The organism is Streptomyces sp. CMB-StM0423 (assembly GCF_002847285.1).
Classification (GTDB): domain Bacteria; phylum Actinomycetota; class Actinomycetes; order Streptomycetales; family Streptomycetaceae; genus Streptomyces.
In genome coordinates this window covers 6,773,019-6,787,141 of record NZ_CP025407.1, presented here as the reverse complement: position 1 = coordinate 6,787,141, position 14,123 = coordinate 6,773,019, and the positions used below count along the sequence as shown (strand labels likewise).

The 14,123-nt window shown below is 67.0% G+C and carries 10 protein-coding genes and 3 rRNA genes; 5 read left to right on the top strand and 8 right to left on the bottom strand.

Annotated features, from left to right (window positions below; genetic code table 11):
* Window positions 1–7 precede the first annotated feature (7 nt).
* Window positions 8–1,102 carry an HAD hydrolase-like protein gene (locus CXR04_RS29535; RefSeq protein WP_442802475.1) on the bottom strand — a complete coding sequence of 365 codons (1,095 nt, stop codon included), beginning with the start codon at window positions 1,100–1,102 and terminating at the stop codon, window positions 8–10.
* Between the two features lie 33 nt (window positions 1,103–1,135).
* Here CXR04_RS29535 and CXR04_RS29530 point away from each other — a divergent pair, with 33 nt between their 5' ends.
* Window positions 1,136–2,407 (top strand): DUF1015 family protein, encoded by a 1,272-nt coding sequence (locus CXR04_RS29530; RefSeq protein WP_101425264.1) that lies wholly within the window; start codon window positions 1,136–1,138, stop codon window positions 2,405–2,407.
* Between the two features lies 1 nt (window position 2,408).
* Here the strand turns inward: CXR04_RS29530 and CXR04_RS29525 are convergent, their stop codons facing one another.
* Window positions 2,409–3,197: a hypothetical protein gene (locus tag CXR04_RS29525; RefSeq protein WP_234380550.1), complete on the bottom strand. Its 789-nt coding sequence runs from the start codon at window positions 3,195–3,197 to the stop codon at window positions 2,409–2,411.
* Between CXR04_RS29525 and CXR04_RS36195 the strand changes: the two genes are divergently transcribed.
* Window positions 3,132–4,343, top strand: a complete 1,212-nt coding sequence (locus tag CXR04_RS36195; RefSeq protein WP_234380549.1) for a hypothetical protein — start codon at window positions 3,132–3,134, stop codon at window positions 4,341–4,343. The two genes, CXR04_RS29525 and CXR04_RS36195, sit on opposite strands and share 66 nt — an antisense overlap.
* Here the strand turns inward: CXR04_RS36195 and rrf are convergent.
* The 4 genes from rrf to CXR04_RS29500 form a co-directional block, all read right to left on the bottom strand.
* A 5S ribosomal RNA gene (gene rrf, locus CXR04_RS29515) occupies window positions 4,332–4,448 on the bottom strand. The genes CXR04_RS36195 and rrf overlap by 12 nt on opposite strands.
* Before the next feature lie 111 nt (window positions 4,449–4,559).
* A 23S ribosomal RNA gene (locus tag CXR04_RS29510) occupies window positions 4,560–7,688 on the bottom strand.
* Between the two features lie 199 nt (window positions 7,689–7,887).
* Window positions 7,888–9,414, bottom strand: a 16S ribosomal RNA gene (locus tag CXR04_RS29505).
* The 16S, 23S and 5S rRNA genes sit together here, the layout of an rRNA operon.
* A 345-nt stretch (window positions 9,415–9,759) precedes the next feature.
* The gene (locus CXR04_RS29500; RefSeq protein ID WP_101425262.1) at window positions 9,760–10,398 is read right to left on the bottom strand and encodes a DNA-3-methyladenine glycosylase; all 639 of its coding nucleotides are present in this window, start codon (window positions 10,396–10,398) and stop codon (window positions 9,760–9,762) included.
* 50 nt (window positions 10,399–10,448) lie between these two features.
* Here CXR04_RS29500 and CXR04_RS29495 point away from each other — a divergent pair, with 50 nt between their 5' ends.
* From CXR04_RS29495 to CXR04_RS29485, 3 genes are all read left to right on the top strand, one after another.
* Window positions 10,449–11,231, top strand: coding sequence for a sporulation protein (locus tag CXR04_RS29495; protein WP_101425261.1), 783 nt, complete (start codon window positions 10,449–10,451; stop codon window positions 11,229–11,231).
* A 135-nt stretch (window positions 11,232–11,366) separates the two neighbouring features.
* The gene (locus tag CXR04_RS29490; RefSeq protein WP_101425260.1) at window positions 11,367–11,906 is read left to right on the top strand and encodes a YbhB/YbcL family Raf kinase inhibitor-like protein; all 540 of its coding nucleotides are present in this window, start codon (window positions 11,367–11,369) and stop codon (window positions 11,904–11,906) included.
* An 81-nt stretch (window positions 11,907–11,987) separates the two neighbouring features.
* Window positions 11,988–12,515, top strand: coding sequence for an HNH endonuclease (locus tag CXR04_RS29485; protein ID WP_101425259.1), 528 nt, complete (start codon window positions 11,988–11,990; stop codon window positions 12,513–12,515).
* 112 nt (window positions 12,516–12,627) lie between these two features.
* On the opposite strand, the gene CXR04_RS29480 is transcribed toward CXR04_RS29485, so the two are convergent.
* Together CXR04_RS29480 and CXR04_RS29475 are read right to left on the bottom strand one after the other, a co-directional pair.
* A complete protein-coding gene (locus CXR04_RS29480) occupies window positions 12,628–13,590 on the bottom strand; it encodes an SPFH domain-containing protein (protein WP_101425258.1) in 963 nt (320 codons plus the stop codon).
* 82 nt (window positions 13,591–13,672) lie between these two features.
* Complete coding sequence (locus CXR04_RS29475) at window positions 13,673–14,053, bottom strand: NfeD family protein (RefSeq protein ID WP_199850680.1); 381 nt, start codon at window positions 14,051–14,053, stop codon at window positions 13,673–13,675.
* Window positions 14,054–14,123 lie beyond the last annotated feature (70 nt).

Below are 14,123 nucleotides of genomic sequence, written 5' to 3'. Positions count from 1 at the left end.
TGCGCGCTCACAGACCGAGGCGGGCCAGTGCCTTCCCCGGGTCGAGGCCGCAGGAGCCCTCCCCCGCGTACGTCCACGCCGCCGCGCACAACGCCCGCAGCCCGTCCAGCGGTTGCCCCTCGCCGTCGAGCCGCAGGCCCGGCTCCGTACCGCCCGCGGACGCGCTCCAGCCGCCGCACCGCGCGACGAAACCCTCGCCGGCGCCGCCCGCCACCGCCACCTCCGGCTGGGCGGCCGACAGCCCGCGCAGATCCGCCGCCACGTACGCCGGCCGGTGCCGCGGCTCCGCGGCGAGCAGCGCCGCGGCGCCCGTCACGCCCGTCAGCACCAGCAGCGCGTCGACGCCGCCGTTGTACGCGCCCTCGATGTCGGTGTCGAGGCGGTCGCCGACCACCAGCGGCCGCCGCGCGCCCGTCCTGATGATCGTCTCCCGGTGCATCGGCGGCAGCGGCTTCCCCGCCACCCGCGGCTCGGCGCCCGTGGCCAGCCGCACCACCTCCAGCGCCGCCCCGTTGCCCGGCGCGATGCCGCGGGGGGTGGGAATCGTCAGGTCGGCGTTCGACGCGAACCACGGCACCCCGCGCTGCACCGCGAACGCCGCCTCCATCAGCCGCCCCCACGGCATCCCAGGACCGCCGTGCCCCTGCACCACGGCCGCCGGATCGTCGTCCGCCGACTCCACGACGAGCAGCCCGCGCTCCCGCAGCGGCCCGTACAGCCCCTCCCCGCCGACCGCCAGCACCCGCGCCCCCGGCGGCACCGCCTCGGCCACCAGTCGCGCCACGGCCTGCGCCGAGGTGATCACGTCCGCCGGCTCCGCGGGCACGCCCATCGCGGTCAACTGCCCGGCGACGACGGCCGCGGGGCGGGAGGCGTTGTTCGTGACGTACGCCAGCCGCATGCCCCGCTCCCGGGCGCCGCCCAGGGCTTCGGCCGCGTGCTCGACGGCCACGCCGCCGATGTAGACGACCCCGTCGAGGTCCAGCAGCGCCGTGTCATACGCCGTGCACAGCGGCTCCGCGCAGGCGTCGGTACGGGTCCTGGCGGGCTGGCTGGTCACGGCGGCGGCTCCTCGGACGGGCGATATCCACGGCTCGATCATCGCGCATCGGCCACGGCGCATACGATCCGGTCCATGCAGCGTTCACCCGGCCTCGACCTCCGCCCCTTCCGCGGGCTGCGCTACGCGCCGTCCCGGGTGCGCAGCCTCGCCGCCGTCACCTCCCCGCCGTACGACGTCGTCGTCCGGCCCGACGGGCTGCACCACCTGGAGACCGCCGACCCGTACAACATCGTCCGCCTCATCCTCCCCCAGGCAGTCGACCCCGCCACCCGCCACCGCCTCGCCGCCGACACGCTGCGCCTGTGGCGCGCGGAAGGCGTGCTCGTGCCGGACCCGGAGCCCGCGCTCTACGTGTACGAGCAGCGCAGGGGCGAGCTGCTGCAGCGCGGCGTCATCGGGCTGCTGGCGCTCAGCGAACCGGCGGCCGGCGTGGTGCTGCCGCACGAGGACGTGATGGAGGAGATCGTCGCCGACCGCGCGGGCCTGATGCGCGAGACCGCCGCCAACCCCGAGCCGCTGCTGCTGTCGTACCGCAGCGACGGCGCGGCCACCGGCACGGCAGCCGTCGTCGCCCGCACCACGGCGCGCACCCCGCTGCTGGCCACGACGACGGACGACGGCTTCGCGCACCGGCTGTGGGCGGTGACGAACCCGGAGGAGATCGCGGCCGTACGCGCGGACCTCGCGCGACGGCAGGCGCTCATCGCGGACGGACACCACCGATGGGCGACGTATCTGCGGCTACGGGCCGAACGGTCGGTGCCGCCGGCCCCGACCGGGCCGTGGGACTACGGGCTGGTCCTGCTCGTCGACACGGCCCGCCACCCGCTCGTCGTCCGCGGCATCCACCGCGTCCTGCGCACCCTCCCGCCTGCCGAAGCCCTGCGCCTCCTGGGCGAGGACGCCCGCATCCGGCGGCTGGACCCATTTCTGCCGGCGGCGCTGAGGAAGCTGGAAAAGACGGAGGGCAACGCGTTCCTGCTGGCGGGCGAGGACGGCTTGCACCTGGTCGACCGCCCGGACCCGGCCCTGCTGGCCCGCACCGTACGCACCGACCGCCCGGCGGCGTGGCGCACCCTGGACGCCACCGTGCTGCACGCCACGCTCATCGAGCACGTCTGGCACCTGCCCGACGACCCCGAGCACATCGGCTACGTCCACGAGGCCGAGGCCGCCGCCGCCCAGGCGGCACGCCTGGGCGGGACGGCGGTGCTGATGAAGCCGGTGGCGGAGGACGTCGTACGGGAACTCGCGCGGGACGGTGTGACGATGCCGCGCAAGTCCACGTCGTTCGGCCCGAAGCCGGCCACGGGGCTGGTGCTGCGGGCCCTGGACCTGGGGTGAGTCAGGCGCGGGGCTCGTCGTCACCGACGGGCTTGTCCTCGTCGGCGGCGGAGTCGTCCTCATCCGCGGCGGAGTCGTCCTCATCGGCGGCGGGGTCGTCCTCGTCGGTGAAGTCGGCGTCACCCACCTCGGAGCCGACAGAACCCTCCGCGTCCTCCTCGACCTCCCCCTCGATGTCCTCCTCGGCGTCCTCCGAGTCGGGGTCGAGCGCGTCGGTGAACTCGATGCCGTCCAGCTCGGCGAGCCGGTCGGAGGCGTCCGTCAGCCCCTCGTGGTCGGCCTCGACGGCCTTCGCGAACCACTCCCGCGCGTCCTCCTCGCGCCCGACCTCCAGCAGCGCGTCGGCGTAGGCGTACCGCAGCCGCGCGGTCCACGGGTGCACGGAGGCCGACGCCAACTCTGGGCTCTGCAAGGTGACGACGGCGGCATCGGGCTGCCCCAGGTCACGCCGCGCCCCGGCGGCGACGAGCCGCATCTCCACCTGCCCCGCCTTGTCCAACCGCTGCACCTCGGGCTCACCGGCCATCGCCAGCGCCCGTTCCGGCCGTCCCATGCCGCGCTCGCAGTCGGCCATCACCGGCCAGAGGTCGGGACGCCCGCTCATGCGCCGCGCGGCCCGGAACTCGGCCAGTGCCTCCTGGTACTTCCCGGTGTGGTACGCGGCGAAGCCGGCGGCCTCCCGCACAGCACCTACGCGAGACGCAAGCCGCAGCGCCACCTTGGCGTGCTCGTAGGCCCTGGGGGCGTCCTCGTCGAGCAGCCGGGCGACCATGACGAGGTTCTTGGCCACATCCTCCGCAAGCGTCTTGGGCAGGCTCTGCAGCTCCTGCCGTACGGCCTTGTCGAGCTCATACCCGGTGACGTCCTCGGGAATGGACAACCGCCGCACAGGCGGCCGTTCCCCCTCCCGCCGCGGCCCCCGCGGACGATCATCCCGCCGCTCAAACCGCTCCCCACGCGCGTACCCGTCACGCCGGGGCCCGCGGGAACGGTCGTCATCGCGCCGGAAGTCACGGCGCGGACGGTCGTCGCTACGGCCGAAGTCACGCCGCGGACGATCATCATCGCGACGGAAATCACGCCGGGGACGGTCATCGTCCCGACGGGGCCCACGAGGACGATCCTCATCACGGCGGGGCCCACGCGGCCGATCGTCATCACGGCGGGGGCCACGAGGCCGGTCGTCATCACGACGGAAGTCACGACGAGGGCGGTCGTCGCTACGGCCGAAATCACGCCGCGGACGATCATCATCGCGCCGGAAGTCCCGTCGCGGACGGTCATCGTCCCGACGGGGCCCACGAGGACGATCGTCATCCCGGCGGAAGTCACGACGCGGACGATCGTCGCTACGGCCGAAATCACGCCGCGGACGATCATCATCGCGACGGAAATCACGCCGGGGACGGTCATCGTCCCGACGGGGCCCACGAGGACGATCGTCATCCCGGCGGAAGCCCCGCGCCCGGTCGTCTCCTCGCCGATCGTCGTCACGCCGCGGCCCACGCGGCCGGTCGTCGTCACGACGGAAGTCGCGGCGGGGACGGTCGTCGTCGCGTCGGAAGTCCCGTCGCGGACGGTCATCGTCCCGACGGGGTCCACGGGGACGATCGTCGTCACGCCGGAAATCACGCCGCGGCCGGTCGTCCTGCTGCCGGGGACGGTCGTCCTGGCGCCGCGGTCCACGCCCCTGCCGGTCGCCGTCCGTACGACGCGGACCGCCACGGCGGTCTCCGTCCCGCCGGTCGAAACCACGTCCGTCACCGTCACGACGCCGGCCGCGGCCGTCACGGTCCTCGTCACGCCGGTCGGGCTCGTTGGTGGTCATCACTACGCTCCTCTAACTCCCGGATTCACCGGAACGAAAACAAAAAAGGACCCTTGGTCCCAGCGCTCACGCTGGGACCAAGGGTCCTCAATAATTGTTCGGCGGTGACCTACTCTCCCACACGGTCCCCCATGCAGTACCATCGGCGCGGTCGGGCTTAGCTTCCGGGTTCGGAATGAGACCGGGCGTTTCCCCAACGCTATGACCACCGAAACCCTAAAAGGGTCAGCGAACAAGCACACTCTTCAATTAAGTGAACAAACTCAAGCCAACCCGACAACAATGGTTTGCTGTCTGGGAACAACACAGTGGACGCAAGCAGCTATGGACAAGCCCTCGGCCTATTAGTACCGGTCACCTCCACCCCTCACAGGGCTTCCAGATCCGGCCTATCAACCCCGTCGTCTACAGGGGGCCTTAACCCCACAAGGGGGTGGGAGTCCTCATCTCGAAGCAGGCTTCCCGCTTAGATGCTTTCAGCGGTTATCCCTCCCGAACGTAGCCAACCAGCCATGCCCTTGGCAGAACAACTGGCACACCAGAGGTCCGTCCGTCCCGGTCCTCTCGTACTAGGGACAGCCCTTCTCAAGACTCCTACGCGCGCAGCGGATAGGGACCGAACTGTCTCACGACGTTCTAAACCCAGCTCGCGTGCCGCTTTAATGGGCGAACAGCCCAACCCTTGGGACCGACTCCAGCCCCAGGATGCGACGAGCCGACATCGAGGTGCCAAACCATCCCGTCGATATGGACTCTTGGGGAAGATCAGCCTGTTATCCCCGGGGTACCTTTTATCCGTTGAGCGACGGCGCTCCCACAAGCCACCGCCGGATCACTAGTCCCTGCTTTCGCACCTGCTCGACCCGTCAGTCTCGCAGTCAAGCTCCCTTGTGCACTTACACTCACCACCTGATGACCAACCAGGCTGAGGGAACCTTTGGGCGCCTCCGTTACATTTTAGGAGGCAACCGCCCCAGTTAAACTACCCACCAGACACTGTCCCCGATCCGGATCACGGACCCAGGTTAGACATCCAACACGACCAGAGTGGTATTTCAACGACGACTCCACAACCACTGGCGTGGCCGCTTCACAGTCTCCCACCTATCCTACACAAGCCGAACCGAACACCAATATCAAGCTATAGTAAAGGTCCCGGGGTCTTTCCGTCCTGCTGCGCGAAACGAGCATCTTTACTCGTAATGCAATTTCACCGGGCCTATGGTTGAGACAGTCGAGAAGTCGTTACGCCATTCGTGCAGGTCGGAACTTACCCGACAAGGAATTTCGCTACCTTAGGATGGTTATAGTTACCACCGCCGTTTACTGGCGCTTAAGTTCTCAGCTTCGCCACCCCGAAGAATGACTAACCGGTCCCCTTAACGTTCCAGCACCGGGCAGGCGTCAGTCCGTATACATCGCCTTACAGCTTCGCACGGACCTGTGTTTTTAGTAAACAGTCGCTTCTCGCTGGTCTCTGCGGCCACCCCCGGCTCCCCGTGTAAAACGGATCACCGGAAACGGCCCCCCTTCTCCCGAAGTTACGGGGGCATTTTGCCGAGTTCCTTAACCATAGTTCACCCGAACGCCTCGGTATACTCTACCTGACCACCTGAGTCGGTTTAGGGTACGGGCCGCCATGAAACATCGCTAGAGGCTTTTCTCGACAGCATAGGATCATCCACTTCACCACAATCGGCTCGGCATCAGGTCTCACCCATAAAGTTGCGCGGATTTACCTGCACAACGGGCCACACCCTTACCCCGGGACAACCACCGCCCGGGCTGGACTACCTTCCTGCGTCACCCCATCACTCACCTACTACAAGCTCGGGTCACCGGCTCCACCACACCCACCCTCACCCGAAGGATCAGACAGGGGGCTTCACGGGCTTAGCATCACCTGATTCGATGTCTGGCGCTTCACAGCGGGTACCGGAATATCAACCGGTTATCCATCGACTACGCCTGTCGGCCTCGCCTTAGGCCCCGACTTACCCTGGGCAGATCAACTTGACCCAGGAACCCTTAGTCAATCGGCGCACACGTTTCCCACGTGTGTATCGCTACTCATGCCTGCATTCTCACTCGTGAACCGTCCACCACTACCTTCCGGTGCAGCTTCACCCGGCACACGACGCTCCCCTACCCACTCACACATCCGTTAGGACTATTGCGTAAGTGACACGACTTCGGCGGTACGCTTGAGCCCCGCTACATTGTCGGCGCGGAATCACTTGACCAGTGAGCTATTACGCACTCTTTCAAGGATGGCTGCTTCTAAGCCAACCTCCTGGTTGTCTCTGCGACTCCACATCCTTTCCCACTTAGCATACGCTTAGGGGCCTTAGTCGATGCTCTGGGCTGTTTCCCTCTCGACCACGGAGCTTATCCCCCGCAGTCTCACTGCCGTGCTTAACTTACCGGCATTCGGAGTTTGGCTAAGGTCAGTAACCCGGTAAGGCCCATCGCCTATCCAGTAGCTCTACCTCCGGCAAGCAACACACGACGCTGCACCTAAATGCATTTCGGGGAGAACCAGCTATCACGGAGTTTGATTGGCCTTTCACCCCTAACCACAGGTCATCCCCCAGGTTTTCAACCCTGGTGGGTTCGGGCCTCCACGACCTCTTACAGCCGCTTCACCCTGCCCATGGCTAGATCACTCCGCTTCGGGTCTAGAGCGTGCAACTCAATCGCCCAGCTAGGACTCGCTTTCGCTACGGCTACCCCACACGGGTTAACCTCGCTACACACCGCTAACTCGCAGGCTCATTCTTCAAAAGGCACGCAGTCACGACACACAGCAACAAGTTGCTGCATGCGACGCTCCCACGGCTTGTAGGCACACGGTTTCAGGTACTCTTTCACTCCGCTCCCGCGGTACTTTTCACCATTCCCTCACGGTACTATCCGCTATCGGTCACCAGGGAATATTTAGGCTTAGCGGGTGGTCCCGCCAGATTCACACGGGATTTCTCGGGCCCCGTGCTACTTGGGTGGTTCACAACGAGCCGCACACATTTCAACTACGGGGGTCTTACCCTCTACGCCGGGCCTTTCGCATGCCCTTCGTCTACATGTACGGTTTCTCACTCGCCGACCAGCCGGCAGACCAGTCACGTAAACTCCCACAACCCCGCCTGCGCAACCCCTGCCGGGTATCACACACAAACGGTTTAGCCTCATCCGGTTTCGCTCGCCACTACTCCCGGAATCACTGTTGTTTTCTCTTCCTGCGGGTACTGAGATGTTTCACTTCCCCGCGTTCCCTCCACACCGCCTATACATTCAGCAGCGGGTGACAGCCCATGACGACTGCCGGGTTTCCCCATTCGGACACCCCCGGATCACAGCTCGGTTGACAGCTCCCCGGGGCCTATCGCGGCCTCCCACGTCCTTCATCGGTTCCTGGTGCCAAGGCATCCACCATGCGCCCTTAAAAACTTGGCCACAGATGCTCGCGTCCACTGTGCAGTTCTCAAACAACAACCCATAAGAGAAACAGACACTCACATGCCCGCGCTCTCAGACACCCAACAGTGCGCCAAAACCCCCCGGCCTACAACGACCCGGGAGCGTGATAACCGATGTTCCACCCATGAGCTGGCCGTGCACCACGTTCGGGTGCATCCGGCGCTGTGCTCCTTAGAAAGGAGGTGATCCAGCCGCACCTTCCGGTACGGCTACCTTGTTACGACTTCGTCCCAATCGCCAGTCCCACCTTCGACGGCTCCCTCCCCGAGGGGTTGGGCCACCGGCTTCGGGTGTTACCGACTTTCGTGACGTGACGGGCGGTGTGTACAAGGCCCGGGAACGTATTCACCGCAGCAATGCTGATCTGCGATTACTAGCGACTCCGACTTCATGGGGTCGAGTTGCAGACCCCAATCCGAACTGAGACCGGCTTTTTGAGATTCGCTCCACCTCGCGGTATCGCAGCTCATTGTACCGGCCATTGTAGCACGTGTGCAGCCCAAGACATAAGGGGCATGATGACTTGACGTCGTCCCCACCTTCCTCCGAGTTGACCCCGGCAGTCTCCCGTGAGTCCCCACCACCCCGAAAGGCGTGCTGGCAACACAGGACAAGGGTTGCGCTCGTTGCGGGACTTAACCCGACATCTCACGACACGAGCTGACGACAGCCATGCACCACCTGTACACCGACCACAAGGGGGACCGTGTCTCCACGGTTTTCCGGTGTATGTCAAGCCTTGGTAAGGTTCTTCGCGTTGCGTCGAATTAAGCCACATGCTCCGCCGCTTGTGCGGGCCCCCGTCAATTCCTTTGAGTTTTAGCCTTGCGGCCGTACTCCCCAGGCGGGGCACTTAATGCGTTAGCTACGGCACGGACGACGTGGAATGCCGCCCACACCTAGTGCCCACCGTTTACGGCGTGGACTACCAGGGTATCTAATCCTGTTTGCTCCCCACGCTTTCGCTCCTCAGCGTCAGTATCGGCCCAGAGATCCGCCTTCGCCACCGGTGTTCCTCCTGATATCTGCGCATTCCACCGCTACACCAGGAATTCCGATCTCCCCTACCGAACTCCAGCCTGCCCGTATCGAATGCAGACCCGGGGTTAAGCCCCGGGCTTTCACATCCGACGCGACAAGCCGCCTACGAGCTCTTTACGCCCAATAATTCCGGACAACGCTTGCGCCCTACGTATTACCGCGGCTGCTGGCACGTAGTTAGCCGGCGCTTCTTCTGCAGGTACCGTCACTCTCGCTTCTTCCCTGCTGAAAGAGGTTTACAACCCGAAGGCCGTCATCCCTCACGCGGCGTCGCTGCATCAGGCTTGCGCCCATTGTGCAATATTCCCCACTGCTGCCTCCCGTAGGAGTCTGGGCCGTGTCTCAGTCCCAGTGTGGCCGGTCGCCCTCTCAGGCCGGCTACCCGTCGTCGCCTTGGTAGGCCATCACCCCACCAACAAGCTGATAGGCCGCGGGCCCATCCTGCACCGCCGGAGCTTTCCACCCCCAGGCATGCGCCCGAAGGTACTATCCGGTATTAGACCCCGTTTCCAGGGCTTGTCCCAGAGTGCAGGGCAGATTGCCCACGTGTTACTCACCCGTTCGCCACTAATCCCCGGCCGAAACCGGATCATCGTTCGACTTGCATGTGTTAAGCACGCCGCCAGCGTTCGTCCTGAGCCAGGATCAAACTCTCCGTAAATGCATACATGATGCAAAAACAGAAACGAGTCTGCCTCGCTTACTGCTGTCTCACTACATCAAACACTTGGCATCGATTACTTGGCACACTGTTGAGTTCTCAAAGAACGGACACTACCTTCAAAACCCTTCCGGGCCTCTCCGGGCGTTTCCCTTCGGTGTTCCACCACTGTAGCGAAGACTTCTCTCCGCTCCAAAACCGGGTCCCGGGAGTCGCAGCCGAGGCGCGACAACAAGAAGGCTCAGGTTTACGAAAGATCGTCTGGAGGATGGTGTCCGCATCAGAGCGTGCGAGACACCAGGCCACATATGGCTCTATCTACGATAGTGACCCGCCCCGCCCGCGTCAAGCTCCTGCCGCCTTCGGGCGGCGTCGTGGCTCGTGGGCGCGGTAAGGGCTGACCGTCGGGTCGTCGGCGATCCAGTAGCGCCACGGGTGGTGGGCGCCGTCGCCGCCGACGCCGGTGCGGGGGCCAGTGCAGATGCGGGTGTGGTCGGCGGGGGTGCCGGCCAGGAGTTCCAGGGGGGTGCCAGGGGTGCAGGCGTCGGTGCCGTTGAGGCTTCTGTCGACGTCGAGGGCCGTGGCGAGGCGGGCGGGGCCCTGGGCCAGTTCGCGGTCCTTGCGGGCCTTGGGGCGCTGCTTGCGGGCCAGCTCCTTGCCCTCCGTCACCTCACCCGCGCGCAGGAGGACTGCGCTCGCGGCCCCCTCTTCGCCGCAGACCACGTTCATGCAGTGCCACATGCCGTACGTGAAGTAGACGTAGATGTGCCCTGCGGGGCCGAACATCACGGCGTTGCGGTCCGTGCGGCCCCGGTAGGCGTGCGATCCGGGGTCCTGCTCCCCGGCGTACGCCTCGACCTCCGTCAGTCGCAGCGAGATCGTCCCGGCGGCGGTGCGGCGCAGTAGTGTTCGGCCCAGCAAGTCCGGCGCCACCTCCAGTACGGGCCGACGGAAGAACGAGCGGTCGAGTGGAGTTCGGGGCATGCCGGGTGAGCGTAGTTGAGCAGACCTACAGGGGAGCAGGGGAGTCCGCGATGGGGTTCAAGAAGCTTTTCGCCAGCCTGGGGGCCGGCGGCGCGTCGGTGGAGACGGTGCTGAACGACGCGAACGTCGTGCCCGGCGGGGTCGTCCAGGGCGAGGTCCGCATCGAGGGCGGGTCCGTGGCTCAGGAGGTCGAGGGGCTGTCCGTCGGGCTGCAGGCGCGCGTCGAGGTGGAGAGCGGCGACAACGAGTACAAGCAGGACATCGAGTTCCACCGGCAGCGGCTCGGCGGCGCCTTCGAGATCCAGCCGAACGCCGTGCACAACGTGTCGTTCAGCCTGGACGTCCCGTGGGAGACGCCGGTGACGTCCGTCATGGGGCAGCGGCTGCCGGGGATGAACGTGGGCGTGACGACCGAGCTGGAGATCGCCCGGGCGGTGGACTCGCTCGACCTCGACCCGATCTCCGTGCACCCGCTGCCGGCGCAGCAGGCGATCCTCGACGCCTTCGGCGGGCTGGGCTTCCGCTTCAAGAGCGCGGACCTGGAGCGCGGGCACATCCGCGGCACCCGGCAGCGGCTGCCGTTCTACCAGGAGATCGAGTTCTACGCGCCGCAGCAGTACCGCGGGCTGACCGCCGTGGAGCTGACGTTCCTCGCGGACGGGCACCAGATGGACGTGGTGCTGGAGATGGACAAGAAGCCGGGTCTCTTCACCGACGGCGGCGACTCGTTCCGGATGTTCCAGGTGGGGCTCACCGACTTCCAGCAGACGGACTGGACCGCGTACCTGAACCAGTGGATCTCCGAGGTCGGGTCGCGGCGCAACTGGTTCTGAGCCGCGCGTCGTGTGGCGGCGGCGCCCCGCCCGCTGCTCGTTAGGCTGACCGCCGTGGCGGTGCATCGTGTGTCCACGTGTCCGCGTACCCGCCACGCCGTGTCCTTGCGTCACAGCCACCCGGAGGTGTCTCACGTGCCCGAGCAGAACCGGCCGCCGCTGCCCCACGACTTCCATCCCGCGGTGCCGTCGTTCACCGTCACCAGCGACGACGTACAGGAGGGCGCTCCCCTGCCCGACGCGCAGATCGGGGCGAAGGGCAACACCTCGCCGCAGTTGCGCTGGTCGGGGTTCCCGGAGGGGACGAAGAGCTTCGCCGTCACCTGCTACGACCCGGACGCGCCGACCGGCAGCGGGTTCTGGCACTGGTCGGTGTTCGACATCCCGGTGTCCGTGACGGAGCTGCCCGCGGGCGCGGGCACGGGCGGCATGGCCGGGCTGCCGCAGGGTGCGGTGACCGTACGGAACGACGCCGGGACCCACGACTTCACGGGGGCGGCCCCGCCGCCCGGTGACGGGGAGCACCGGTACGTGTTCACGGTGTATGCGGTGGACCAGGAGAAGCTCGGTCCCGACGCGGCGGCGACGCCGGCCGTCGTGGGCTTCAACCTCCGCTTCCACACCCTGGCGAGGGCGCAGCTCGTCGGCACCCACGAGGAGCCCGCGGCGGGCTGAAATTGCGTTGTCGCGGCCGATCTCCCCGGGCAGAGTGGAGCCACCTCGCCGCTCGGCGGGGCCAGTCGGGAGGTGACCGGGATGCGCGAGACGCTGGTGCTCAACGCGAGCTTCGAGCCGTTGTCGACGGTGTCGCTCCGCCGTGCGGTGGTGCTGGTGCTGCAGGACAAGGCCGTGGTCGAGCAGGCGCACTCCGGTATGCGGCTGCGGGCGGCGAGCGTGGAGCTGCCGGTGCCCCAGGTGATCCGGCTCTGCCGGTACGTGCGGGTGCCGTTCCGAAGACGCGCACCGTGGTCGCGGCGGGGTGTGCTGGTACGCGACCGGCACCGGTGCGCGTACTGCGGCCGCCGTGCGACGACCGTGGACCACGTCCTGCCGCGCTCGCTGGGCGGTGGCGACACCTGGCTGAACACGGTGGCGTCATGCGCCGCGGACAACCACCGCAAAGCGGACCGGACGCCGGAGCAGGCGGGGATGCGGCTGCTGCGGCGGCCCTTCGAGCCGACGCCGGCGGACGCGCTGCTGCTGGCGCTGGGAGTGCGCGAGCAGGAGCAGTTGCCGGAGTGGCTGGCGCCGCCGGAGGGCCGCGAGGTGGGTGTCGCCGCGTGAGTTCCGGCGCGTGAGCGCTCCGTCCGCGCTGTACGGACATGAGCCCGCCTCCGGTCGTCGCGACGACCGGGGGCGGGCTCATGTCGTACGGCGTGCGTGGCGCCTCGCGGGCCTACTCCAGCGGGGGCTGCTCGCGGTAGGTGGGGGCCTTCCGGGTGCTCGTCTTGGGCGCGCCGCCGTCGCCGCCGCCGGTGGGCGAGGGCGTGCCGAAGTTGCCCAGGGCGCCACCGAGTCCCTTGAGGGCGTCGCCGATCTCGCTCGGCACGATCCAGAGCTTGTTCGCGTCGCCCTCGGCGATCTTCGGCAGCATCTGCAGGTACTGGTACGACAGCAGCTTCTGGTCCGGGTCGCCGGCGTGGATGGACTCGAAGACCGTGCGGATGGCCTGCGCCTCGCCCTCGGCGCGCAGCGCCGCGGAGCGGGCCTCACCCTCGGCCCGTAGGATCGCGGCCTGCTTCTCGCCCTCGGCGGTGAGGATCTCGGACTGCCGGACGCCCTCCGCGGTGAGGATCGCGGCGCGCTTGTCGCGGTCGGCGCGCATCTGCTTCTCCATCGAGTCCTGGATGGAGGTGGGCGGCTCGATGGCCTTCAGCTCGACGCGGTTGACGCGGATGCCCCAGCGGCCGGTGGCCTCGTCGAGGACGCCGCGCAGCGCGGCGTTGATCTCCTCGCGGGAGGTCAGGGTGCGCTCCAGGTCCATGCCGCCGATGATGTTGCGCAGGGTGGTGACGGTGAGCTGCTCGATGGCCTGGATGTAGCTGGCGACCTCGTAGGTGGCGGCGCGGGCGTCGGTGACCTGGTAGTAGATGACCGTGTCGATGTTCACCACCAGGTTGTCCTGGGTGATCACGGGTTGCGGTGGGAACGGCACCACTTGTTCGCGCAGGTCGACGCGGTTGCGGATGGTGTCGATGAACGGCACCACGATGTTGAGGCCGGCGTTGAGGGTGCGGGTGTAGCGGCCGAAGCGCTCCACGATGGCCGCACTGGCCTGCGGGATGACCTGGATCGTCTTGATGAGTGCGATGAAGACGAGCACCACCAGGATGATCAGGACGATGATGATCGGCTGCATGCTGCTCCCCGGTTAGTGATCCAATTGTGCGGCCCAGCCGCCGAGTGTGGCAGAACGGCCTTGCCCGTAAGGGCGCTTCCGGTCACATGACGACGGCGGTCGCACCGTCGATGTCCACAACATCGACCGTCCGGCCGGGCTCGTAAACCTCACCCGAGTCGAGCGCCCGGGCACTCCACACCTCGCCGGCGAGCTTGATGCGCCCCCCTGAGCCGTCGACGCGCTCCAGCACCACCGCCTGTCTGCCCTTGAGGGCGTCGGTGCCCGTCGTCGCTCCGCCCTGGCCGCGATGGCGGCGCGCCACGGGCCGTACCGCGGCGATGAGGGCGGTCGACACGACCGCGAAGACGATCACTTGCACGACCAGGCCGCCCCCCAGGCCCGCCGTCACCGCGGCGGCGACCGCGCCGACCGAGAACATGCCGAACTCCGGCATGGCGGTCAGCACCAGAGGAATGCCCATGCCCACGGCGGCGATCAGCCACCACACCCATGCATCCACGGGTCCAATGCTATTGCGGGGCAAGGGATTC